At 64.0% G+C, this 21,524-nt stretch carries 19 protein-coding genes and 2 pseudogenes; 11 read left to right on the top strand and 10 right to left on the bottom strand.

Features of this window, described 5'->3' with window-relative positions:
* Nucleotides 1-11: 11 nt before the first annotated feature.
* The 3 genes from Q0330_RS15180 to Q0330_RS15170 all read right to left on the bottom strand — a co-directional run bounded on the left by Q0330_RS15180 (nucleotide 12) and on the right by Q0330_RS15170 (nucleotide 2,772).
* On the bottom strand, nucleotides 12-1,031 hold the full coding sequence (locus tag Q0330_RS15180) for an ABC transporter substrate-binding protein (protein ID WP_299481220.1): 1,020 nt from the start codon (nucleotides 1,029-1,031) through the stop codon (nucleotides 12-14).
* 50 nt (nucleotides 1,032-1,081) lie between these two features.
* Complete coding sequence (locus tag Q0330_RS15175) at nucleotides 1,082-1,555, bottom strand: DUF3830 family protein (protein ID WP_299481217.1); 474 nt, start codon at nucleotides 1,553-1,555, stop codon at nucleotides 1,082-1,084.
* Nucleotides 1,556-1,740: 185 nt separating this feature from the next.
* Entirely contained in the window at nucleotides 1,741-2,772 is a 1,032-nt protein-coding gene (locus tag Q0330_RS15170) for a LacI family DNA-binding transcriptional regulator (protein ID WP_299481214.1), read from the bottom strand.
* 174 nt (nucleotides 2,773-2,946) lie between these two features.
* On the opposite strand from Q0330_RS15170, the gene Q0330_RS15165 reads away from it, so the two are divergent.
* The 5 genes from Q0330_RS15165 (at nucleotide 2,947) to Q0330_RS15145 (ending at nucleotide 9,332) form a co-directional block, all read left to right on the top strand.
* Nucleotides 2,947-3,975 carry an ABC transporter substrate-binding protein gene (locus tag Q0330_RS15165; protein ID WP_299481211.1) on the top strand — a complete coding sequence of 343 codons (1,029 nt, stop codon included), beginning with the start codon at nucleotides 2,947-2,949 and terminating at the stop codon, nucleotides 3,973-3,975.
* A 71-nt stretch (nucleotides 3,976-4,046) separates the two neighbouring features.
* The gene (locus tag Q0330_RS15160; protein WP_299481208.1) at nucleotides 4,047-6,248 is read left to right on the top strand and encodes an iron ABC transporter permease; all 2,202 of its coding nucleotides are present in this window, start codon (nucleotides 4,047-4,049) and stop codon (nucleotides 6,246-6,248) included.
* Nucleotides 6,245-7,300 (top strand): ABC transporter ATP-binding protein, encoded by a 1,056-nt coding sequence (locus Q0330_RS15155; RefSeq protein WP_299481205.1) that lies wholly within the window; start codon nucleotides 6,245-6,247, stop codon nucleotides 7,298-7,300. Before Q0330_RS15160 ends, Q0330_RS15155 begins: the two co-directional genes overlap by 4 nt.
* Before the next feature lie 9 nt (nucleotides 7,301-7,309).
* The gene (locus Q0330_RS15150; RefSeq protein ID WP_299481202.1) at nucleotides 7,310-8,134 is read left to right on the top strand and encodes an inositol monophosphatase; all 825 of its coding nucleotides are present in this window, start codon (nucleotides 7,310-7,312) and stop codon (nucleotides 8,132-8,134) included.
* Nucleotides 8,135-8,213: 79 nt separating this feature from the next.
* Nucleotides 8,214-9,332: a Gfo/Idh/MocA family oxidoreductase gene (locus tag Q0330_RS15145; protein ID WP_299481199.1), complete on the top strand. Its 1,119-nt coding sequence runs from the start codon at nucleotides 8,214-8,216 to the stop codon at nucleotides 9,330-9,332.
* Nucleotides 9,333-9,524: 192 nt separating this feature from the next.
* Here Q0330_RS15145 and Q0330_RS15140 read toward each other — a convergent pair whose 3' ends face one another.
* From Q0330_RS15140 to Q0330_RS15115, 6 genes are all read right to left on the bottom strand, one after another.
* Nucleotides 9,525-10,295: a cyclase family protein gene (locus tag Q0330_RS15140; RefSeq protein WP_299481196.1), complete on the bottom strand. Its 771-nt coding sequence runs from the start codon at nucleotides 10,293-10,295 to the stop codon at nucleotides 9,525-9,527.
* A gap of 56 nt (nucleotides 10,296-10,351) precedes the next feature.
* Nucleotides 10,352-10,768: an AMP-binding protein gene (locus Q0330_RS15135; RefSeq protein ID WP_299481193.1), complete on the bottom strand. Its 417-nt coding sequence runs from the start codon at nucleotides 10,766-10,768 to the stop codon at nucleotides 10,352-10,354.
* Between the two features lie 342 nt (nucleotides 10,769-11,110).
* Nucleotides 11,111-12,163, bottom strand: coding sequence for a deoxyribodipyrimidine photo-lyase (locus Q0330_RS15130; protein WP_299481190.1), 1,053 nt, complete (start codon nucleotides 12,161-12,163; stop codon nucleotides 11,111-11,113).
* On the bottom strand, nucleotides 12,164-13,330 hold the full coding sequence (locus Q0330_RS15125; RefSeq protein ID WP_299481187.1) for a cyclopropane-fatty-acyl-phospholipid synthase family protein: 1,167 nt from the start codon (nucleotides 13,328-13,330) through the stop codon (nucleotides 12,164-12,166).
* Complete coding sequence (locus Q0330_RS15120; RefSeq protein WP_299481184.1) at nucleotides 13,327-14,106, bottom strand: DUF1365 domain-containing protein; 780 nt, start codon at nucleotides 14,104-14,106, stop codon at nucleotides 13,327-13,329. Before Q0330_RS15120 ends, Q0330_RS15125 begins: the two co-directional genes overlap by 4 nt.
* Entirely contained in the window at nucleotides 14,103-15,386 is a 1,284-nt protein-coding gene (locus tag Q0330_RS15115; protein WP_299481181.1) for an FAD-dependent oxidoreductase, read from the bottom strand. Before Q0330_RS15115 ends, Q0330_RS15120 begins: the two co-directional genes overlap by 4 nt.
* Nucleotides 15,387-15,615: 229 nt before the next feature.
* Here Q0330_RS15115 and Q0330_RS15110 point away from each other — a divergent pair, with 229 nt between their 5' ends.
* From Q0330_RS15110 to Q0330_RS15100, 3 genes are read left to right on the top strand one after another with little or no spacing between them, the layout of a single operon-like run.
* The gene (locus tag Q0330_RS15110; protein WP_299481178.1) at nucleotides 15,616-16,164 is read left to right on the top strand and encodes a sigma-70 family RNA polymerase sigma factor; all 549 of its coding nucleotides are present in this window, start codon (nucleotides 15,616-15,618) and stop codon (nucleotides 16,162-16,164) included.
* A complete protein-coding gene (locus Q0330_RS15105) occupies nucleotides 16,161-16,793 on the top strand; it encodes a ChrR family anti-sigma-E factor (RefSeq protein ID WP_299481176.1) in 633 nt (210 codons plus the stop codon). Before Q0330_RS15110 ends, Q0330_RS15105 begins: the two co-directional genes overlap by 4 nt.
* A 3-nt stretch (nucleotides 16,794-16,796) precedes the next feature.
* Nucleotides 16,797-17,531 (top strand): SDR family NAD(P)-dependent oxidoreductase, encoded by a 735-nt coding sequence (locus Q0330_RS15100; protein ID WP_299481174.1) that lies wholly within the window; start codon nucleotides 16,797-16,799, stop codon nucleotides 17,529-17,531.
* 4 nt (nucleotides 17,532-17,535) lie between these two features.
* Here Q0330_RS15100 and Q0330_RS15095 read toward each other — a convergent pair whose 3' ends face one another.
* Complete coding sequence (locus Q0330_RS15095; RefSeq protein ID WP_366518337.1) at nucleotides 17,536-18,096, bottom strand: DUF2177 family protein; 561 nt, start codon at nucleotides 18,094-18,096, stop codon at nucleotides 17,536-17,538.
* A 293-nt stretch (nucleotides 18,097-18,389) separates the two neighbouring features.
* On the opposite strand from Q0330_RS15095, the pseudogene Q0330_RS15090 reads away from it, so the two are divergent.
* The 3 genes and pseudogenes from Q0330_RS15090 to istA form a co-directional block, all read left to right on the top strand.
* Nucleotides 18,390-19,417 (top strand): annotated as a pseudogene (locus Q0330_RS15090) (IS110 family transposase).
* Between the two features lie 314 nt (nucleotides 19,418-19,731).
* A pseudogene (locus tag Q0330_RS15085) lies at nucleotides 19,732-20,112 on the top strand (IS5 family transposase); the annotation flags it as partial.
* A 169-nt stretch (nucleotides 20,113-20,281) separates the two neighbouring features.
* Nucleotides 20,282-21,524, top strand: a 1,243-nt coding sequence (gene istA / locus Q0330_RS15080) for an IS21 family transposase (RefSeq protein ID WP_299481172.1), incomplete at its 3' end; no start/stop codon positions are given.

Here is a 21,524-nt window from a genome sequence, read left to right as displayed (position 1 = left end):
GCCCTGCTGTCCTAGCGTGCGATGGTGCGGTTCCAGGCGTCCACCCATTCCGAACGCTTGGCCTCGATCGTGGTCGGATCGAAGCGGATCAGCTTGGCGACGGCCTCTTCGCCCACGACCATGGTGCTGGCCACGTCCTCGGGCAACTCGGCCTCGCGGTTCGTGGGTGTATAGCGCAGCGCCTGCGCCATGCATTCCTGCGCCGCCTTGGAGATTTCGATGTCGAGGAACCTGTGCGCGAGATCGCCATTGTCGCGCCCGGCCACGATGCTGGCGGTGATGAAGCTGCCCGGCAGCCCTTCCTCGGGGTTGACGAAGCTGATCGGCAGGCCGGCCTGCTGCAGGGTAAAGGCGTAATCGGCCGCATAGGGCGCGACCCAGGCCTCGTTCTGGGCGAATTCCTGCTGGATCTCGGGCGAGGTGCTGACGATGACCGTGCCGCGTTCCAGCAGGTCCGTCACCGCGTCCAGACCGGGCTGGATATCCTCCATGCTGCCGCCGGCGACCTGGTTCATCATCAGGAAGCCGAGCATCCCGTAACCGTTCGAGATATCGGTCAGCACCATGTGGCTGGCATCAGCATCCTTCATCATCGCGGCCCAGCTGACCGGCGCCTCGGCGGCCTCGGAATTGGCCAGGATGCCAACCGGGGCAATGGAATAGGCCGGCCCTTCACCCGCCGCCAGGTTCGGCTTGGCGATGTCGTAAAGCTGGTCGATATTTTCCAGCTTGGCCGGATCCACCGGGGCCAGCAGGCCTTCTTTGGCGCCGACGATCTCTTGCCCGCCGGAGAAATGGATCACGTCGAATTGCGGCGCGTCCTTCTGGGCGCGAAGCTGGGCGAAGGCATCGGCGGAATAGGCGGTGACGATGCTGACATCGGCCCCGGTCGCTGCGGTAAAGGGGTCGATGACACAGGCGCGATGCGCCTCCTCATAGGCGCCCCCGAAGGAATTGATGGTCAGCGTGTCGGCCCAGAGCGGGGCGGCGAACAGCACCGAGGTGCCGGCGAGCAGGATCTTGGCTTTCATGGGTTTCACTCTCTGTTGGTGGTCTGTGTTGTTTGTCTTTGGCTTCGGGATCAGGCGCGACCGATCTCGACCCGCTTCACGCCCTCGCGCCGGATGCGGGCGCATTGGGCTGCGAATTCGTCAAGCCCCTTGGTGATCTTTCCGAAATAGTTGCAGGGAATCCAGCCGGTCGGCCCGAAGGTCCGGCCGCCATGGGCGTAGAAGATGCCGATTTCCCAGAATTCCGAGGGGTCGATCTTGAAGAAGTTCTTCGGCTGGTAGAACCACAGCAATTCCCCCGCCTCGGGTTGGATGGTCTGGTTCTCGGGCGGGATCGAGAGCGGGTCGAAGTTGCGATGGGTTTCCGGCAGCCCGGTCATGATCTCCGGGCCGGAAAACATCGCGTGGCTCGCATCCCATTGGAAGGGCGTGGCACAGGCCTCCCAGATCGCGGCGCAGGTCTTGGGGGCGACGTCCCAATACATGGTGATCTCGGAGCGCTGATTGGCTTCGAGGAAGGTAAGGTAAAGACCGCGTTCAGACATTTCTGCTCCGTTCGATAAGTTTAATGTATCAAAATGGAGTTTGGGAACATAATCCAATTGATAATTTTTATCGAAAACGTAACAGAGCTATCGTGCCTGCCGATACGCGTGGCACTGGGTTCTGCAGAAGGCCGTCTGGCAGACTGGTCCGGCTGCGGTAAGATCGAGCTCTATTCAGCCGGGTCTCATGCAGACGCCGTCTGGTCGCTGCCGCCCGTTCCGCGTTTGACCGAGCTGCGCGATTTCAGGCGGGGTTCGAGGATCAGTTCCTCGATCTCGCTCCCGGACTCCTTGGATATCAGCCATTCGACGGATCGGCTGGCGATGTCCTCGACCGGCTGCTGAAAGGTGGTCAGGTCATAGCCCTCCCAGCCGGCTTGGGGGATGTCGTCGAAGCCGATCAGCGACAACTGGTCGGGTATGCGGATGCCCAGACGCCAGCGTGCGGCGTCCATCACCCCGCAGGCCATCAGGTCGGTGGTGCAGAAGATTCCGTCCGGCCGGTCGGGGCGGGTCAGAAGACTCATGCCAAGCTCCAGCCCTGTGTCATAGGATGTTGCGCCCAGACGAGCCTCGGCAGGCTCGATCCCGGCTTCGCGGGCGGCCTCGCGGAAGCCGCGTTCGCGGGCCAGCAGGCTTGGCGTGCCGGTCAGCGAGCTTGCCAGTGCCGGCCTTTCGCAGCCGGCCGCACGAAGCATTGCCAGCGCCCGCCGCCCGGCCTCCTCATCCTGCGAGCGCACCAGCAGCGAACCGGGATGGTGGCCGTTGCGGCTGATCAGGACCAGGCGCATGCCGTTGCGCTGGCAGGTCTCGGCCAGGGATCGCGCCGGCATCCCCGACAGGAAGATCGCGGCATCGGTGCGATAGCTTATGGCCTGGCGCAGCGCCTCCTGCGCGCTGTCGTTGGAGCCGTCGGTGTTGATCACCAAGGCCACCTTTCCGGCCCTTTGCAGCGCCTCGGTCAGCGCGGCGAGCAATTTGGAACGAAAGGGCGTCGCCAGTTCGGCGGAGATCAGGGCGACGATGCCGGATTCGTTGCGAATCAGCCCGCTGGCCAAGCGGTTGACCTGATAGCCGAGCGTATCGGCCGCTTTCAGGATCCGGGCACGGGTCTCGGGCGAAATGCTGGCGCCGGGGGTGAAGCAGCGCGACACGGCCGCACGCGATACGCCGGCAAGTTCGGCAACATCCTTGGCGCTGGTTGAGGTTTTCGTCATGATTCTCATCCACCGATTGTGTGATGTGCACAGGTTTACACAAATTTAACAGTAATTTTCATCACCAAGATATAATGCCATTAAAAAATCAATTGACACAACGTCTAATTTTACGGAATCATTGTGAACAGCTTTGCATCGTATATCGCGATGCCGGGTCAAGGGAGGATAGTTATGAACATCAAGACCGCCGCACTCGCGGCCAGTACCGCCATGGCCATTCCGGCCGCCGCAGCCTATGCCGCCGAGCTGAATCTGATCTGTTCGGCCGATGTGGTGATCTGCGAAAAGCTGGTCTCCGCTTTCGAGGCCGGACATTCCGATATCAGCGTCAACATGGTGCGCCTGTCCTCGGGCGAGGCCTATGCCAAGGTCCGGGCCGAGGGGCGCAATCCGCAGACCGACCTGTGGTGGGGCGGCACCGGCGATCCGCAGTTGCAGGCTGCGGCGGACGGGCTGACCGCCGAATACGAATCGCCGATGCTGGGCGAATTGCAGGATTGGGCGGTGGAACAGGCCACTGTCTCGGGCAACCGCACCGTCGGCGTCTATACCGGCGCGCTCGGCTGGGGCTATAACACCCAGATCTTCGAGAAGAAGGGCCTGAAGGCCCCGGCCTGCTGGGCCGATCTGCTCGATCCGGGTCTGAAGGGCGAAATCCAGATCGCCGATCCGAATTCCTCGGGCACCGCCTATACCGCACTGGCGACGCTGGTGCAGCTGATGGGCGAGGATGAGGCCTTCGACTATCTCGGCAAGCTGAATGCCAATGTCGGCCAGTATACCAAATCGGGCTCGGCCCCGGTAAAGGCGGCGGCGCGTGGCGAGACCGGGCTGGGCATCGTCTTCATGCATGACGCGGTGTCGCAGGCGGCGGAAGGCTTCCCGGTTCAGGTCGTGGCGCCTTGCGAGGGCACCGGCTACGAGGTCGGCTCGATGTCGATCGTCGAAGGTGCGCCGAACCCGGACGAGGCCCGCGTCTTCTATGACTGGGTGCTGACGCCCGAGGCGCAGAACCTGATGCCGGAAGCGGGTTCGTACCAGATCCCGTCCAACAAGGCCGCGACCATCTCCGACAAGGTCCCGGATCTCAGCCAGATCAAGCTGATCGATTACGATTTCGCCGAATACGGCTCGTCCGAGCGCCGCAAGGAATTGCTGGCCCGCTGGGACGCGGAAATCGGTGGTCGCGCAGCCGAGTGATCGGCTGAGCCAGGCCGGGGAGGGGCGGATGACGGCCCGCCCCGGCACCTCATTCCTCAAAGGATGGACGGATGCGGATGAACGCTGATAACAGGCGGCTGGACTGGATTCTGGGCGGCGCGTTGCTGTCGTTGCTGATCCTGCCATGGTACAAGGTCAAGGGAGGCTTCTTCAGCTTCGACTGGCTTGGAGACCTCTTCTCGAAACCCGACTTCTGGCCCGGCTTCTTTCAGGCGCTGATCGGGCACTGGCAGCTTTGGCCGATCCTGCTGCTGACGGCGGCGGTGCTGTGGCTGCGGCTGCGTGTGCCCTCGGGCGCCGGGCGCGGGCGGCTGATGGTGCGGATCGGTGCCGCAGGCCTGGCCTGGATGGCTGTCGAGGGGCTGGCGATCGGTATGCGGGGCTGGAACTGGGGCCTCCTGGAATCGGTCTTCGGCGCGGTTCAGGGACAACCGGCCTTCGGCGCCGGTGCGGTGATCGTCGCGCTGTTCCTCACCTGCCTGATCTCCTTCGGTGCGGCCGAGCGCGGGGCGCTGAAAGGCGATGCCTTTGTGCTGACCTCGATCTCGCTGCTGATTCTGCTGGTGTCCATCTTCGTCTTCTATCCGATCCTGTCGATCTTCATCGGCGCCTTTCAGGATTTCGACGGCTCCTTCACCAGCGAAGGCGTGCGCAACAATATCGCCGACCCGAAGATCTGGAGCCTCGGCTGTCTGGCCGGCGGATCCTGTGGCGTCGCCTGGCGGACGCTGTTTCTGGCGATCTGCACGGCGACCTCGACGACGCTTCTGGGCCTCGCCTTCGCGCTGGTTGCCACCCGCACCCGCTTTCCCTTCAAGAAAAGCCTGCGCCTGCTGACGGTGCTGCCGATCATCACCCCGCCCTTCGTGGTCGGTCTGGCGCTGATCATGCTGCTCGGCCGGCAGGGCACGCTGACCCAGGTCATCAATTCGGTGACCGGGCTCGAACTTGGCCGCTGGCTTTACGGGCTGGCCGGGATCTGGGTGGCGCAGGTGCTCAGCTTCACGCCGATCTCGTTTCTGGTGCTGATCGGCGTGGTCGAGGGCGTGAGCCCCTCGATGGAGGAGGCGTCCCAGACCCTGCGCGCCGGACGCTGGCGGACCTTCCGCAAGGTCTCGCTGCCGCTGATGGCGCCAGGCCTCGCCAACGCCTTCCTGATCGGCTTCATCGAAAGCATGGCCGATTTCGGCAACCCGCTGGTTCTGGGCGGCTCGGGCGGGGTGCTGTCGACCGAGATTTTCTTCTCGGTCGTCGGGGCGCAGAACGATCCCTCGCGCGCTGCGGTGCTGGCCGCCATCCTGCTGTTCTTCACGCTTTCGGCCTTCATCGCGCAGCGTTTCTGGCTGACCGGGCGCAACTTCGCCACCGTCGGCGGCAAGGGCGATGGCGGCAGCCATGCGCAATTGCCGAACCGGGTGGCCTGGCCGGTGATCGGGGTGGTCTCGGCCTGGAGCCTGTTCACCATCGTCGTCTATACGATGATCCTCTTCGGTGGCTTCGTGACGCTCTGGGGTCTCGATCACACGCTGACGCTGGAACACTATGCCCGCGCCTTCGGGATCAGCTTCGAGGATGGCATCCGCTGGACCGGCGTCGCCTGGAACAGCTTCTGGACCACCATGACCATCGCGCTGATCGCGGCACCGCTGACCGCGGCGGTGGGTCTGCTGACAGGCTGGCTGATCTCGCGCCAGAGCTTCCCCGGCAAGACCGTCTTCGAGTTCGTCCTGATGATGAGCTTTGCCATCCCCGGCACGGTCATCGGCATCAGCTATATCATGGCCTTCAACCTGCCGCCGATCCAGATGACCGGCACGGCGCTGATCCTGATCGTCTGCTTCGTCTTCCGCAACATGCCGGTCGGCGTGCGCGGCAGCGTCGCGGCGATGGCCCAGCTCGACGGCAGTCTGGACGAGGCCTCGCTGACGCTTGGCGCCGGATCCGGTCGCACCCTGCGGCGGGTGATCCTGCCGCTGTTGCGCCCGGCGATCATGGCGGCACTGGTCTATAGCTTCGTGCGCGCCATCACCTCGATCTCGGCGGTGATCTTCCTGGTCTCGGCGAAATACAACATGGCCACGGCCTATATCGTCGGACTGGTCGAGAACGGCCAATACGGCGTGGCCATCGCCTATTCCTCGGTCCTGATCCTGGTGATGATCACCGTCATCGGCGGCTTCCAGCTTCTGGTCGGCGAACGCCGGCTGCGTCGCCGCCCAACCCCACCCGCTGCGAAGGAGATAAAGGTTTGACCAATTCGCAAAGAGGCGCGGTCGAATTCCGCGCGATACGCAAGGACTATGGCTCTTTCACGGCGATCCCGCAGCTTAACCTGAGCATCGAGCCGGGGCAGCTGGTGACCCTGCTCGGCCCGTCGGGCTGCGGCAAGACCACCACGCTCAGGATGCTGGCCGGGCTGGAAACCCCGACCGAGGGCGCGATCATGATCGGCGGTCAGGACGTGACCCGGCTGCCGCCGAACCGCCGCGACGTGACCATGGTCTTCCAGAGCTATGCGCTGTTCCCGCATATGAGCGTACTGGCCAATATCGCCTATGGGCTGGAATCCGAGGGCATCGCCAAGGCCGAGGCGCGGGGGATGGCCGAGAAGGGGCTGGATCTGGTCGGTCTTGCCGGGCTGGGCGAGCGGTTGCCGTCCGAACTTTCCGGCGGTCAGCAGCAGCGCGTTGCCGTGGCCCGCGCGCTCGTGCTGGAACCGCAGGTTCTGCTGCTGGACGAACCGCTGTCCAACCTCGACGCCCGGCTGCGGCGCCGGGTGCGCACCGAGATCCGAGAATTGCAGCAGCGTCTGGGCTTTACCGCCGTCTATGTCACCCATGATCAGGACGAGGCGCTGGCGGTCTCGGACCGTATCGTGGTGATGAAGGACGGGGTGATCGCGCAGGACGGGGCACCGCGCGATCTCTATGAATCGCCGGCCTCGGAATTCATCGCGGATTTCATCGGCGAAGCCAATGTCATCGAATGCGAGGTGCTTTCGGTCGAGGGCGAGCAGGCGCGGGTGCGCGTCGGCGGGGCCGAGATCGGCTTGCCGGCGCGTGGCGCACGGCCCGGCGCGGCCAGGCTGGCCGTCCGGCCCGGTGCGTTCCGGGTCGAGTGCGAGGGGGACGGGCTGGAAGGCAAGGTTGCCACCGCCGCCTATCTGGGGGATCACATCGAATACGAGATCGACAGCCCCGCCGGGCGCCTGTTTGTCGTCGACGATACCGGCACCGTCATCATTCCCCCGGGCGCGCCGGTGCGCCTGCAATTCCGCGGCGTCGGCGTCGCCCTGATTACCTGAAGGACTGCCATGACATTGGATGAACACGAAAGCCGCCGCCGCCTGGCCGTGATCGAGAAGGTGGCCCGGGCGGCGGGGGAACTGGCGCTGAGCTATTTCGCCCGCCTCGATGAGCTGGAGATCGAGACCAAGCGCGTGTTGACCGACATGGTCTCGGTCGCGGATCGCGAGGTCGAGGAACTGATCCGGTCCCGCCTGCAGGCCGAATTTCCCGGCGATGCGCTTCTGGGCGAGGAATACGGGTTGCAGGCGGGCAGTACCGGGCTGACCTGGGTGGTCGATCCCATCGACGGCACCGCGCCCTTCCTGAACGGGATGCCCGGCTGGTGCATCTGCATCGGGCTGATGGATGCCGAAGGGCCGCTTCTGGGTGCCATCTATGCGCCGGTTCTGGACGAGATGTATCTGGGCGGGCGCGGGCTTGGCGCAACGCTGAACGGGCGCGCGGTGCGGGTCACGGGGCGCTTCGATCTCAGCACCGGGCTGCTCGGCGTCGGCGTCAACGACCGCGTCGATCCGGCCCGGCTGGCGAAGCTCTACGAGGATTTCGCCCGCGAGGGGGTCTCTCATGTCCGTTATGGCTCCGGCGCGCTGATGCTGGCCTTCGTCGCCGCCGGCCGGCTGGTCGGCTATTGCGAGCCGCGTATGTCGCTTTGGGATTGCCTGGCCGGCTATGCCCTGATCGAGGCCGCCGGCGGCAAGGTTGGCTCCTATGACGAGGCCGCATTGGACAGCCAGCCCTTCGGCGTGATCGCGGCGACGGCGGCGGATTTCGACCGGCTGGCGGAACTGACCGGCTTCGACCGCCCCGGCTGGGATGTGGCGGGGCGCTGACATGCGCAAGTGATCGAGAGATCGGCGGGCATTCCCGCCGGTCATGCAGAACCGCAGCTGTAACAGGAAGGAAGATGACATGGCTCATCACATGCCGACCCGGCCTCTGGGTGTCGCGCTGATCGGCACCGGTTTCATGGGCAAATGCCATGCCATGGCCTGGCGCAATGTCGCCACGGTCTTCGTCGGTGCCCATCCACGGCTGGAAATCCTCTGCGACATGCCGGCCGAGAAGGCGCGGGATTTCGCCGCGCAATTCGGCTTTGCCCGTGGCAGCGAGGACTGGCAGGCGGCGGTTGCCGATCCGGCGGTCGACGTGGTCTCGATCACCACGCCTAACGGCATGCACCGCCCCATGGCCGAGGCCGCCTTGCGCGTCGGCAAGCATGTCTGGCTGGAAAAGCCGATGGCACTGACGCTGGAGGATGCGCAATCCATGGCCGATCTGGCCGCCGCGCATCCCGGTCAGGTCACCATGCTGGGCTATAACTACCTGCGCAGCCCCGCCTTTCAGGCAGCGCGGGATATGGTCGCCAATGGCGTGATCGGTCGACCTCTGGCCTTCCGGGGTGTCTATGACGAAGACTATTCCGCCGACCCGAACCTCCCCTGGTCATGGCGGATGACTCACGAAGGCGGTGGGCTGGGCGTCCTGGGCGATCTGGGCTGCCACCTCGTGAGTCAGATGACCGCGCTGATGGGTCCGGTGGCCGAGGTCACCGCCATGACCCAGATCGCGGTGCCCGAGCGCCCCTCGCCCGAAGGCCCGCGCCCGGTCGAGAACGAAGACAGCGCCCTGGCGCTGATCCGCTTCGCCTCGGGCGCGCAGGGGTCCTTCGCCACCTCGCGCGTGGCGCGTGGCCGCAAATGCCGGCTGCAATGGGAAGTCCATGGCACCGAGGGCAGCCTGGTCTTCGATCAGGAAAACATGAACGAGCTTTGGCTTCACCGCACGGGCGATGCCGGCTTCACCCGTCACCTGACCGGCCCCGATCAGCCCGATTTTGCCGATTTCTGCCCGGCGCCGGGTCATAATTTCGGCTTCAACGAACAGAAGGTGGTCGAATGCCGCGACCTCGTGCAGGCGATTGCCGGCGGCGCCCCGACCGGCCCGGATTTCGCCGCAGGTCTGCAGATCGAGCGGGTCATCCACGCCATGGCGGCTTCGAACGGCCAGCCGGTGCGGATCGGCGACTGATCGCGGCAGGTCACTTGACCTTATCGCGATTGGCCGACCGTCGGTTGATTGGTATGGCGATCAGCTTGGCGGTCGCCTGGCGGATATGGGGTCGCTCCGCTATGGATTGATCACGCGGGGTAAAGCTCAACTTGGCCCGATAACGCTCTGACTTTGCGGAATTTACGGCCGTCGTCGTGAGGCCGATCAATGTCAGTCAAGATGTGCGACCGCACGGACCCAGCCGGCGGAAGCTTTTTCGACTTTCACGGGGAAGCAGCTGATCTTGAAGCCGTGATCGGGAAGCAGATCGAGGTTGGCGAGCTTCTCGATATGGCAGTAGCCACGGATCATCCCAGCCTTGTGGCCTTCCCATATCATCGACGCATCGCGGCTTTCCTCGAAACGCTCGCGGGTGTAGCGGAAGGGCGCGTCCCAACTCCAGGCGTCAGTGCCGGTGATCTTCACGCCCTGTTCGGTCAGGAAAAGGGTCGCCTCGCGCCCGAAACCGCAGCCCTTGTCAAGGTAATCTGACTGGCCATAAGCAGCCCCGGCAGCGGTGTTCATCAGAACGATGTCAAATGGCTTCAGGTGGTATCCAATGCGGTCGAGTTCCGACCGGACGTCGTCAGCCGTGCAGACATATCCGTCCGGCTTGCCGCGAAAATCCAGCTTCACCGCGTCGCTGAAACACCATTCCAGCGGCACCTCGTCGATGGTGATCGCGCGCGCGCCGCCGTCCATCGTCGGGTGGAAATGCCAGGGCGCATCCAGATGGGTGCCGTTATGGGTGGTCATGCTGACCTTCTCGATCGCGGCCCCGGCGGCGCCGGGCAGATCCTCGGCCTTCAGGCCGGGGAAGAGCATCATGAATTCCTCGGCCCCCTTGTCATGGCCGGAATAGTCGATCTGAGGCAGCATATGCGGCGGGTCGGACGGGATACCGGCGCGCAGGGAAACGGACAGGTCGAGAAGGCGGGTCATGGTCTTGTCCTTGAAAGGGAGGGCGCGCGCCCCGAAAGGTGGGGCGCGTCAATGCCTCAGTCGGCGGTGAAGAAGCCGGCGGTGAAGGCCTCGGGCAGGGGTTTCGCCTTGATCGCGTCGGGCTTGTCGGGGTGCTTGCCGACCCAGACGCGCTTGTCCTTGCCTGCCGCGATCACCGTCCCGTTCAAATGTGCTATCATCACGCCCTTCGACCTGCCGGTGGTGCCAGAGGTGTAGAGAATAGTCGAAAGATCCCTGAAGCTGACAGAGATATCCGGCGTTGTATCCGGGGTTGAAAGAAGCTCGGCCATCGTCAGCACCTCGATGCCCGGCCAAACCGCTCCATCGACGCAGCGATCTGTTCGATCTACTTTTCGGGATGCTTGTGTGCATTGCGAGCGGACTAAATCAGCGTATTTACGGCGCGCATCTCGCGCCTGCGTTTCGGACCATTTGTAAACAAGATCAGCCATTTACCCTCTTTCACGCAGCCGGGCGGATGGGCTGCGAGAGTCTAGTCCAGTGGCGTTTTGAACTCTGAAAAAATACTGAGATTTCGCGCGGCGGCGGCCCCGCAGAGACCCGATCCCCCGGAAGGGACCCAAGGGGGAAGGGGCTGGGAGGCCCGGAGCGGCCCGCAGGCCGCCTACCGCCCCTTTCCGTCGCCCCCACAGTCCGCCGACGACCGACACGCCCGCTTACGGCCCGCTGAGCGCGTCTGTGGGCTTGCCACCCATCCCGGGGGTGGCCGAGTGCTGGTTTTCCATGCTGCCGGGTGGTGGTCGAAAAAATTGTTGCTGGGAAGATCGCCCGGGTCAGTACCGGACGTCGTCCAGGCGGTTGTGCATCCGGCCCGTCAACCACATCTGGCGCAATCCGGCATCGACCAGCGCCACCCCGGTTTCCGCCCGCTGCCAGCCGATCAGCTCGGGGGCGTCTTTGCGCCAGGGAAAGCCCTCCCATTCGGGGCGGCAGCAGGCAACCGGCATCTGCGGGAACTCGATCAGCAGATGCCAGGAAAAGTCGCGCCAGATCACTTCGGACAGGAACTTGCCGATGCCGGCTGCGTGTTCGGGCGACACCTCGGCCTTCAGCATGGCTCTAGCCCAGACCACGCGTGGACTGACTTCTCCCACCGCAAGATGATCGGAGAGGCCGGATGTCGCGTCGAGATCGGGGCGATCACGCCCGCCGGGATAGGCAGAGGCTCGGTCGAGAAAGTCGTCCAGCCGGGCAAGCGCGGCGCCTTCGCCCGCAGGCGGGGCAAACTGCTCCAAGGCGGCGCGGCCACGGTGCAGGTCCGGAGCGAGATCCAATTTCAGTGGATCAAGCCCCTGAAGCGGCTCGGTGCAAGCTGTGATCCGCCGCGGCGCGTCAGCGGCGGGCCGATCGGGGCCGAGCTGCCGCACTGCCCGCGCAAAGGGGGAATAGACCCGATAGGCGCCCCCATTGCCTGTTCGGATCGCCCGGGGGTGCACCAGAAGATGGCCCGGATGCAGGACCAGCTCGGCACCCGCAGGCCGCAGGGCTGCCCGCATGCGGCCTTGCAGCGTCCGCATTTCGGATGTGGGCCAGTCGGACTGGTGCAGCCTGCGCACTCCCAGCCGCTTCATCAACGGTGGCAGGATCTCATCCGCCTCGCCGCGCAGGATCGTGATGCCCTTGCCGCCGGTGCGTTGCCGAAGTGTCGCATCCAGCGATTGCAGCGCGCGCATCAGCCGCCAGCGGCTGGCCGCGCCCTGCGTCATGGTCAGCCGGTCGATGATGAAAACCGGCAGCAGTGGACCATCGGCAATGGCGGCCTGAAGCGCGGGGTTGTCATGCAGACGAAAATCACGGGTCAGCCAGAAGATGCCGGGCGCCGTCATTCAAGCCGCCGCATCCGCGTGGTCAAGCGTCACCTGCACCACATCGCAGCGCCCCGTGGCAAAGGCAGCGGCGCAGCCCTCCAGATAGAACTGCCAGCCGCGCAGGAACGCGTCACCATAGCCAAGCCGCTCGATGCGCGGGCGCTGTTGCATCATCCTCTCGCACCAGATCCGGCAGGTGCGGGCATAATCCGGGCCGAAAGCGCGGCTGTCTTGGACGCGCAGCCCGGCCTTTGCGGCCTCATGGACGATGATGGCGGAACAGGGCAGCATGCCGCCGGGAAAGACATGCTGACGGATGAAATCCGAGCGGCGGCGATAAACCGAAAACTCGGCATCCGGCACGGTGATCGCCTGCAAGACCGCCCGCCCACCCGGTGCCAGCCGCGCCTTGAGGGTGGCGAAATATGTCGGCCAATAGCGTTCTCCCACTGCCTCGATCATCTCGATCGACACGATGTTGTCAAAGCTGCCCGTCACCTGACGGTAATCCTGAAGCCGCACCTCGGCGCGGCCATCCAGCCGGGCATCGGCATAGCCCTTTTGCGAGGGCGACAGCGTGATCGCGGTCACGTCATGGCCGTGATCCGCAGCAGCTTCGGCGAACCCGCCCCAGCCGCAGCCGATTTCCAGCAGGCTTTCGCCCGGTGTCAGTTGCGCCAGGATGCGCGCGTTCTTGCGGGCCTGCGCGCGCGGCAGATCATCGCCTTCACCAAACAGTGCCGAGGAATAGGTCATGCCGGGATCAAGCCACAACTGGTAGAACTCGTTTCCCACATCGTAATGCGCGCGGATATTGCGCCGCGATCCGCGCAGGCTGTTTGACCGCATCAGCCGGTCGACCAGCCGCATTCGCATGGCCTGAAGCCGCCCCGGCTTTCCCCAACCGGCCCTAAGGCCAAGGTTGCGCAGGGCCAGCGACAGCGTCCCCTCCAGCGTCTCGCTGTGCCACTCGCCGGCGATCCAGCCTTCGCCCAAGCCCACATCGCCGCGAAGCGCCAGACGCGGAAGTAGCCGCCAGTCGCGGATCTGCAAGTCCGCCTCGGGGCCGGCGCTGCCAAAGCGGTGGCGCGTGCCCTCGGGCGTGGTAAGGGTCAGGATGCCATCGCCGATCCCTTCAAGGGCGGAAAGAAAGCGGGACTTGAGGGAGCGTGTCGCAAGGCTCATCGACAGATTTCCTGATCGGGTGGGGTGGGAACGCGGCGATAGGCAGCGCCTTTGAGTTTCAGGCGCAGCGCGTGCCAATAGATCTGGGCAATCACCCGCAGCGCACCGCCCGGCCGGCGAAAACTTGTTGCAATAACCCCGAGGGTGGTCAGCGGCACCAGGCACCCTGTCATGGCGGTGTCGATGCCGCCCGCGCCGTCCTGTTGTGCGATGCGGATGGCGATGCGGTCGGGGTGCAGAGCAAAGCGGAAATGATACTCCCCCGCCACGTCCTGAAAGGGCGAGACATGAAACACCTTGCGCGCGGTCAGTTCCGTTTCTGCGGTAATCGGCGCAAGGTCGGGGCGGGCCAGCAGATAACTGTGGCGTTGGCCGAAGGTGTTGTTGACCTCGGCAATCGCGGCGATCAGCGCGTCGCCCTGGATCAGCATCCAGAAGCTGACTGGGTTGAACCAGTAGCCCAAGAAACGTGGCTGCGTCAGCAGCACCAGCACCAGCCCCGGACGGCGGTCGATCCCGGCCGCGCCGAACTGCGCCCAGGCCCAGTGGGCGCCGGTGCCCGCGCCACGCGGGCCGCCGTGGTCAGAGTCGTAAAAGGCGATCAGGCCAAACCTGTTATGCCCCATCAGCCGGGGCGGGTGAAAATGTTCAGGCGCCAGCAGCAGATGATCGGCATGGGTACGGAATGTGTGGCGCAGGGCTCCGCGCCGGGCATGGGTCACCAGCGCGGGCATCGCCAGCACCTCACCCGCCTCAAGCCGCGCGGCGAGGGTCATGGCAGCACCGCCACAGGCAGCAACCGCCGCGCGATGCGCATGGCGCTGGCAAAGCCGTCTTCGTGAAAGCCGTTGCGCAGCCATGCTCCAGCAAACCAGGTGTTGCGATTGCCCTGCATCGCGGCAATCCGCGCCTGAGCGTCCAACGCCGTAAGATCAAAGACCGGATGACGGAAGGTTACCTGATCGTAGATCAAACGCGGGTCAATCCCGTCACCCGCGTTCAGCGTGACAAACAGCGGATCGTCGTCCGCGATATTCTGCAGCCTGTTCATCCAATAGGTGACGGCCACACCCGCTCGCCCGGTATCGCCCCGGCTGACCCATGAACTCCAACATCTGCGGCGGCGCGGCATCACGGATGGGTCTGCGTGAAGGACAGCGTGGTTGGGCTGGAACCGGATTGCCGAAAGGGCGGCCTGTTCGGTCCCGTCAGCATCACTCAGCATCGCGAGCGCCTGATCGGCATGGGTTGCAAGGATGACATGATCGAAACTTTCGGCCTCTGCCCCTTTGGCGCGCAGGGTGACGGTCTCGCCGCTGCGCGTGACCGCCCCCACGGAAGTGCCGGGGCGCAGATCGACTCCGGCCTGCACCAGCGCCGCCAACAGGCGCTCGACATAGGAGATCGAGCCACCGTCCACCGTCCACCACGGGTGATGCTGGCCGCGCGACAATAGCCCGTGGTTGCGCATGAACCGCACCATCGCACGGGCCGGGAAGGCCCCGATGTCATGATCGGGCGTGGACCAGATCGCCCCGCAGAACGGATAAAGGTAATGGTCGCGAAATCGTGCACCCAGACGCATCCGCGCGATCAGGGCGGCGATGGTCATCTCGGGCGCTGCCGCCACTTTGGCCTCGGCCCCGGCATTGAAGCGCAGGATGTCGCGGATCATCAGGTGAAAGCGCGGGTCCACGATATTGCGGCGCTGGCCGAACAGCGCATTGCCGGACCGCAGCGCATATTCCACCCCGCCAGCGTCCAGCGAGACGCCAAAGCTCATGTCGCTTTTGGCGATTGGCACGTCAAGGTCGCGAAACATCGCCGTCAGATGCGGGTAATTGACATGGTTGAACACGATGAACCCGGTATCGACCGGCTGATCGCCCCGCTTGCCGGCAAGAACCGTGCGCGCATGGCCGCCAAACCGGATCGCTTCTTCGTATAACGTAACATGATGGTGGCGCGACAGAACCCATGCGCAAGCCAGGCCCGATATGCCCCCGCCGACGATGGCAATTCGCTGCGGCGCGCCGTTGGTGATGTCAAAAGGCATCTGGACTCCACTAACTCTTTGACAAGCTTACGCGTGGAACCTGGCCTTGGATCAATCAAACCGAAAAATTGCCGTAAGAATGATCTGCTACGCCTTGTTACCCGTATTGCATGGCATGAACACTGCATTTGCACCTGTCGAGCCTTGCACTTATAGAAAGCTCAGTCCGATGGCACCGCCACTGGTCGATAGAGGTGCCGTGGTTGCCACAGTTGTGAGTCAACAGCCGATGGGTGATCTTTCCGAATTGAGTCGAGATTTGATCGCTGTCCGCGACAGCCGTGACCGCGCGGCGTTCGGACGGCTCTTTGACCATTTTGCCCCAAGGATCAAGGCGATGATGCTGCGCGGCGGGCTGCGCGACGGCACTGCCGAGGATGTGGTGCAGGATGTGATGCTTGCGGTCTGGCACAAGGCAGGGCAGTTTGACCCGCATCGCGCCGACGCGGCCGGTTGGATCTATGGCATTGCCCGGAACCGGCGCATCGACATGGCGCGCCGCCGCCCGCTGGCACAACCCGACGAGATGCCCGAGCTTGAGAGCCAGGAACCCGACGCAGACCAGATCATCGCTCTGCAGCAGGAGGCGCGCCACCTGGCCGAGGCACTTGCGCGACTCGCTCCCGAACAGGTCGAGGCGCTGCGCGCCGCCTATTTCGACGACGTTCCCCATAGCCGTATCAGTGAAATGACGGGCTTGCCGCTTGGCACCATCAAGTCCCGCATCCGCCTTGGCCTTGAACGCCTCCGGCACGAGCTGAAGAAGATAGCACCATGACCGCCATCCGCCACCACATCCCCGACGACATGCTTGACGCGTATCGCGCCGGAACCTTGCCACATGCCTTCGGCGTGGTCGTGGCTGCGCATCTGTCACTTTGCGACCAATGCCGCGCCCGCCACGAGGCGGCAGACATGATCGGCGGTGCGTTTTTGCTGGGTGCAGAGGGTGCAAACCTGCGCGCCGATGCACGAGACCGTATGATGGCGTCACTGGAAGCACCGGCGCCGAAACCGCCCCCTCGCGCCTCTGGCCCGTTTCCCTCGGCTGTGATGAACGAATTGGGCGGAAGGCCGCCGCACTGGCGCATGTTGGGCGGTGGCATCCGCCAGCAGATCCTGACCACCGATCGTGAAGGCTCGCTGCGGTTGTTGTATATCCCGCCGGGCAAGGCCGTGCCCGAACACGGGCATAGCGGGCAGGAACTGACGCTGGTGCTGCAAGGCAGCTTTTCCGACAGTGCGGGCGCATTTCATCGCGGCGACGTAGAAGTGGCGCATGACGAGATCGACCACCAACCCGTGGCCGGCCCAGGCGAGCCTTGCATCTGCCTGGCGGCAACCGATGCGCCCCTGCGCTTTCGCGCGCTGATCCCGCGGCTGTTGCAGCCGATCTTCCGGATTTGAAGGATGGGTCATGCAGGCCGCCGCATCTGGATCATTGGTGCCAGCGCCGGGATCGGTGCTGCACTTGCCCGGGCGCTGGCTGGGCAAGGGGCGCAGCTGATCCTTTCCGCCCGCGATGGTGACGCGCTGGGGGTGGTGGCCACGGAATGCGGCGGTGCGCAGGCCCTGCCGCTGGATCTGGGACAACCCGAAACGCTGGCAGCGGTGGTGAAGCGGCTTGCGCTTGAGGCGCCGCTCGATGCGATCATCTGCACCGCCGCGCTTTATGATCCCGGTCGCGTCGCCGACATCGACCCAGCCCAAGCCGAGGCGATGGTGCGGGTCAATATCCTGGGCATGATCGAGGTCGCCCGCCAATGCCCCCCGCTGCTGCGCGACGGTGGACAGTTGGTGCTGTTCGGCTCGGTTGCGGGCTATATCGGTCTGCCGGGGGGGCAGCCCTATTCAGCGACCAAGGCTGCGGTGAACAACCTGGCCGAAACGCTTGCGGTCGAACTGGCACCGCGCGTGGACGTGCGGCTGGTCTGCCCTGGCTTCGTCCAGACCAGATTGACAGCAAGAAACGACTTTGCCATGCCCGCAAGCATCACCCCCGAGCAGGCGGCAGAGGCGGTGCTGCGCGGGATGCAGCGGCGGGGATTCGAGATCCATTTCCCGCGCCGCTTCACCTGGGTGATGAAGCTGGTGCGTGCCTTGCCTTATGCGCTCTCGCTGCGCCTGTTGCGACGCTTGGGCTGATCGTTCAGTTAAATCGCCCCGAAAGTGCCAGAACGCCAATCCAGGCTGAAAATCCGGTCAGGAGCATGCCCCACAATCCATCGATGATGACCTGCTCCCACGACCAGTCGGCGAGCGTGGCGTAATTGGTCATCTCATAGGTACCATAACACATTAGCCCGATGACCATGCCTCCGATCAACGCCTGTAGGGGATCGTTGCCCTTCAGCGCGGGCCAGGAAACCAGCCACACAAGCCCGGCGATATATCCCAGATAGAACAGCGCTGCCGGACCAAGCCGCAGCGGATCGGCAAGAAGATGGCCGACATTGCGCTCGAACACCGGCCGGATGAGAAGCCGGATTCCTATCGCATCCAGAGCGATAAACACCGCGGCGGTTGCAGTATAGAGAAGCGCGACTTGAAGCATGGGGAGTCCCTCGAAATTAGTGAGCTGCCAGTTGTCGTCCAGCCGCCGCAGATAGGGCGAACCTTCTGCTATTCGGGCCATTTTCTTTGCTTTACGCACATAACCGCGCAGCAGATCAATTTTTGCGTACAGAACGGCAGACTGATCGTCCCTCATCATAGACGACAACGCCGAGCGCATTCGGGCCCCAGGGACGGTGTGGACGTCAACCTCCGCTGACACCTGACGGCATAAGAATGCGCCAAACCAATGCTTTCCAAGCACGATCTGAGATCGTGTTCAACAAAATATAATACAATCAATGCATTAAAATTGGAGGAGGTTGTCTTTCAGGCCCATTCCCTCCGCCACTACACCTTCATATCATATTGTTTTTGATGATGTGACCGCCCCCCGACGGCATCGATGTGCCAAGGTGGGTCTGCATTGATCCACATAGGAGGACGGTCATGTCGGAGATTATCACGGTTGGGCTTGATCTGGCGAAGAATGTGTTTCAGGTCCACGGGGCCGACGCTGCGGGCCGGGCGGTGCTGCGCAAGAAGCTGAGAAGAGACCAGGTCCTGGCATTCTTCGGACAGCTTCCGGCCTGCGTAGTCGCGATGGAAGCCTTTGGCGGCGCCCATTTCTGGGGGCGTGAGATCGGAAAGATCGGGCATGAGGTGCGGCTGATCCCACCCGCCTACGTGAAGCCATTCGTGAAGCGCCAGAAGAATGACATGGCCGATGCCGAAGCAATCTGCGAGGCGGCGCAGCGCCCGACGATGCGCTTCGTGCCGGTGAAGAGCGAGGAGACCCAGGGCGCTGCAATGGTCTTTCGCATCCGCGAGTTGCTGATCCGGCAGAGAACCCAGGCCATCAATGCCCTGCGCGGGCATTTGGGCGAGTTCGGAAAGATCGTGCCGCAGGGCGCGGCTAATGTGTCGAAGCTGATTGCCATTGTGGAAGATCCGGAAGGCGGTCTGCCTGCCGATGCCATCCCCACGCTCAAGGTGCTGGTCGCGACCCCCGCCCATCTGAGACGGAGATCGGCAAGCTCGATGCCGAGATCGCCCGGTGTTCCCAGGAGAATGAGGTGGCGCAGCGGCTGATGACAGTCCCGGGGATAGGTCCCCTGATTGCCATGGCCATCGCAGTCCTGGCTCCGCCCCCCGAGGCGTTCCGCAAGGCGCGCGATTTTGCCGCTTGGCTCGGCCTCACACCCCGTCAGCATTCCACAGGCGGCAAGCAGCGCCTTGGAGCCACGACAAGGATGGGCGAACGGTCTTTGCGGCGCCTCCTGATCATTGGCGCCAACAGCGTCATCATCAAACGCCATGTCCATGCCGCGGCCCGGCCGGGAACCTGGCTGGGCGGGATGTTGACGCGCAAGCCGCCGATGCTGGTGCGGGTCGCGCTGGCGAACAAGATGGCGCGGATCGTCTGGGCTTTGATGGTTCGGGGTGGCGTCTACAAGGCTCCGGCTGCGGCGGCGTAAGCCGTCCGTCAGTCGCGAGGACGTCGGAGCGTAAGAGGGCAAGGAGCAGCTTGGCGCAATAGTCGTGAGACGGGATCGGAAGAACCAGGGTGCAACAGAGTGCCTCCGAGCACGCGGCTTTGATCTGGATCCGATCTTCGAACACCATGCGGGCCCGCGGCATGAAGATGGCCGCAACTGAGGCCGGATACATGTCAGCACCCGGTGACGCGCCAAATTAGTTCACAAACCCTCTTGCGCATGGGGCGGTTATACATGTTGCACAAATCGGGTGAGGGGTTCATTGTGTGAATCCAGCGTGGTAGCTGGGATGCATGAGCAGACCGACACCACCAACCTACAGGACCAAGTACTGGCCAGCTTATAACCAAGCGCTCAAGCGCCGGGGCTCGCTGACGATCTGGTTCGACCAAGAGATGAGCTGGGATGGCGCGCCAACAGGCAGGCGTGGCCGCCAACAGAGCTACAGTGATGCCGCCATCCAGACGTGCCTGACGATGAATGTGCTGTTCGGGATGGCGCTCCGGCAGACAACCGGGTTCGTCGAAAGCCTGCTGCGGCTGGTTGGGCTCGACTGGACGGCGCCCAACTTCAGCACGCTGTCCCGTCGTCAGAAGACCCTGGCCGTCAACATCCCCTATCGCGGGTCCAAGGGGCCACTGCACATGCTGATCGACAGCACCGGCATCAAGGTGCGCGTTTCGCGTGATCGAGGGCACTGATTTCATCTGATCGTGGGCACCCGTTTCACGGGAAGTCGGGCACCGATTTCACGCCATGACGGGCAGTGATTTCGCGGGATCATGGGCAGAACTGGTCGACGAACTGAGGATACTCCCCCTCCTGATCAACAGGAGGGGCCGAATGCCGACAGGACGTCTGACCATGCGCCGTATACGGGACGTATTGCGATTGAAGTTTGCCCAAGGGCTGAGCGAGCGGGCGATTGCCACCTCTCTGGGGCTTGGGAAGGGGAGCGTCGGGGCGTATTTGAGACGTGCCCGGGAGGCGGGGCTGAGCTGGCCGCTGCCGGATGACCTGGACGACGACAGTCTTGAGTTGTTGCTGTTTCCGGCGTCCCCGACCGTGCCGGACCCGGACCGGCCTGTTCCCGACTGGTCGTTGATCGACAAGGAGTTGCGCAGGCGCGGGGTGACCCGAATGCTGCTGTGGCAGGAATACCGTGCGCAGCACCCTGACGGTTTCGGCTATACTTGGTACTGTACGCATTTCGACGCCTGGAAGGGGCGCGTGCGGCCAGGCATGCGGCAGACGCATGTCGGGGGCGAGAAAGTTTTCGTGGATTTTGCCGGCGACACGGTCGACGTCGTCGATCCCGATACCGGTGAGGTGCATGCCGCGAAGCTGTTCGTCGCGGCGATGGGTGCCTCGAGCTACACCTACGCCGAAGCCGTCGCCTCCGAAGGGCTGGAAGACTGGATCGGCGCGCATACCCGTATGTTCCGCTATCTCGGCGGCGTGCCCAAGGCGGTGGTTCCTGACAACCTGAAGTCCGCTGTGATCAAGCCTGACCGCCACGATCCCGGGCTGAACCGGACCTATGCCGAGATGGCAGAGCACTATGGCACGGCGATCCTGCCCGCGCGCGTGCGCAAGCCGCGCGATAAGGCGAAGGTGGAAGTCGCTGTGCAGGTGTCGCAGCGCTGGATACTCGCACGGTTGCGGAACCGGCGGTTCTTCTCGCTGGCCGAGCTGAACGCGGCGATCCGGCCCTTGCTCGACGATCTGAACACGCGGATCATGCGCGATTACGGGGCCAGCCGCGCCGATCTCTTTGCCACGCTGGACCGCCCGAACCTGCTGCCGCTACCTGCCGAGCCTTATGTCTTCGCCCGCTGGAGACGGGCCCGTGTCGCGCCAGACTATCATATAGAGGCGGACGGGTGCTGGTACTCGGTCCCCTTTGGCCTGATCCGCCAATTGGTCGATCTTCGGATCACTCAGACGGCTGTGGAAGTCTTCCATCGCGGCAAGCGCGTGGCCAGCCACGCCCGCAATCCCGGGCGGCGCAGCCATGTCACGGTCCCCGATTGGACTTGTCTCGAAAAGGTGCCGGTTTCTTTGCTCTTTCATGCGGCCTTTTTCT

The sequence above is a fragment of the uncultured Paracoccus sp. genome, from assembly GCF_937873615.1.
In the GTDB taxonomy this organism is placed as follows: Bacteria; Pseudomonadota; Alphaproteobacteria; order Rhodobacterales; family Rhodobacteraceae; genus Paracoccus.
This window is presented reverse-complemented; position numbering and strand designations above follow the sequence as displayed.

Excerpts from the sequence above, each read along its gene's own strand:
- Q0330_RS15105 (WP_299481176.1), top strand. The coding sequence starts at position 16,161 with ATGACCGCCATCCGCCACCACATCCCCGACGACATGCTTGACGCGTAT.
- Q0330_RS15140 (WP_299481196.1), bottom strand. The coding sequence starts at position 10,295 with ATGACCCGCCTTCTCGACCTGTCCGTTTCCCTGCGCGCCGGTATCCCG.
- Q0330_RS15100 (WP_299481174.1), top strand. The coding sequence starts at position 16,797 with ATGGGTCATGCAGGCCGCCGCATCTGGATCATTGGTGCCAGCGCCGGG.
- Q0330_RS15115 (WP_299481181.1), bottom strand. The coding sequence starts at position 15,386 with ATGCCTTTTGACATCACCAACGGCGCGCCGCAGCGAATTGCCATCGTC.
- Q0330_RS15130 (WP_299481190.1), bottom strand. The coding sequence starts at position 12,163 with ATGACGGCGCCCGGCATCTTCTGGCTGACCCGTGATTTTCGTCTGCAT.
- Q0330_RS15180 (WP_299481220.1), bottom strand. The coding sequence starts at position 1,031 with ATGAAAGCCAAGATCCTGCTCGCCGGCACCTCGGTGCTGTTCGCCGCC.
- Q0330_RS15120 (WP_299481184.1), bottom strand. The coding sequence starts at position 14,106 with ATGACCCTCGCCGCGCGGCTTGAGGCGGGTGAGGTGCTGGCGATGCCC.
- Q0330_RS15165 (WP_299481211.1), top strand. The coding sequence starts at position 2,947 with ATGAACATCAAGACCGCCGCACTCGCGGCCAGTACCGCCATGGCCATT.
- Q0330_RS15150 (WP_299481202.1), top strand. The coding sequence starts at position 7,310 with ATGACATTGGATGAACACGAAAGCCGCCGCCGCCTGGCCGTGATCGAG.
- Q0330_RS15145 (WP_299481199.1), top strand. The coding sequence starts at position 8,214 with ATGGCTCATCACATGCCGACCCGGCCTCTGGGTGTCGCGCTGATCGGC.
- Q0330_RS15125 (WP_299481187.1), bottom strand. The coding sequence starts at position 13,330 with ATGAGCCTTGCGACACGCTCCCTCAAGTCCCGCTTTCTTTCCGCCCTT.
- Q0330_RS15095 (WP_366518337.1), bottom strand. The coding sequence starts at position 18,096 with ATGAGGGACGATCAGTCTGCCGTTCTGTACGCAAAAATTGATCTGCTG.
- Q0330_RS15170 (WP_299481214.1), bottom strand. The coding sequence starts at position 2,772 with ATGACGAAAACCTCAACCAGCGCCAAGGATGTTGCCGAACTTGCCGGC.
- Q0330_RS15135 (WP_299481193.1), bottom strand. The coding sequence starts at position 10,768 with ATGGCTGATCTTGTTTACAAATGGTCCGAAACGCAGGCGCGAGATGCG.
- Q0330_RS15160 (WP_299481208.1), top strand. The coding sequence starts at position 4,047 with ATGCGGATGAACGCTGATAACAGGCGGCTGGACTGGATTCTGGGCGGC.
- Q0330_RS15175 (WP_299481217.1), bottom strand. The coding sequence starts at position 1,555 with ATGTCTGAACGCGGTCTTTACCTTACCTTCCTCGAAGCCAATCAGCGC.
- Q0330_RS15110 (WP_299481178.1), top strand. The coding sequence starts at position 15,616 with ATGGGTGATCTTTCCGAATTGAGTCGAGATTTGATCGCTGTCCGCGAC.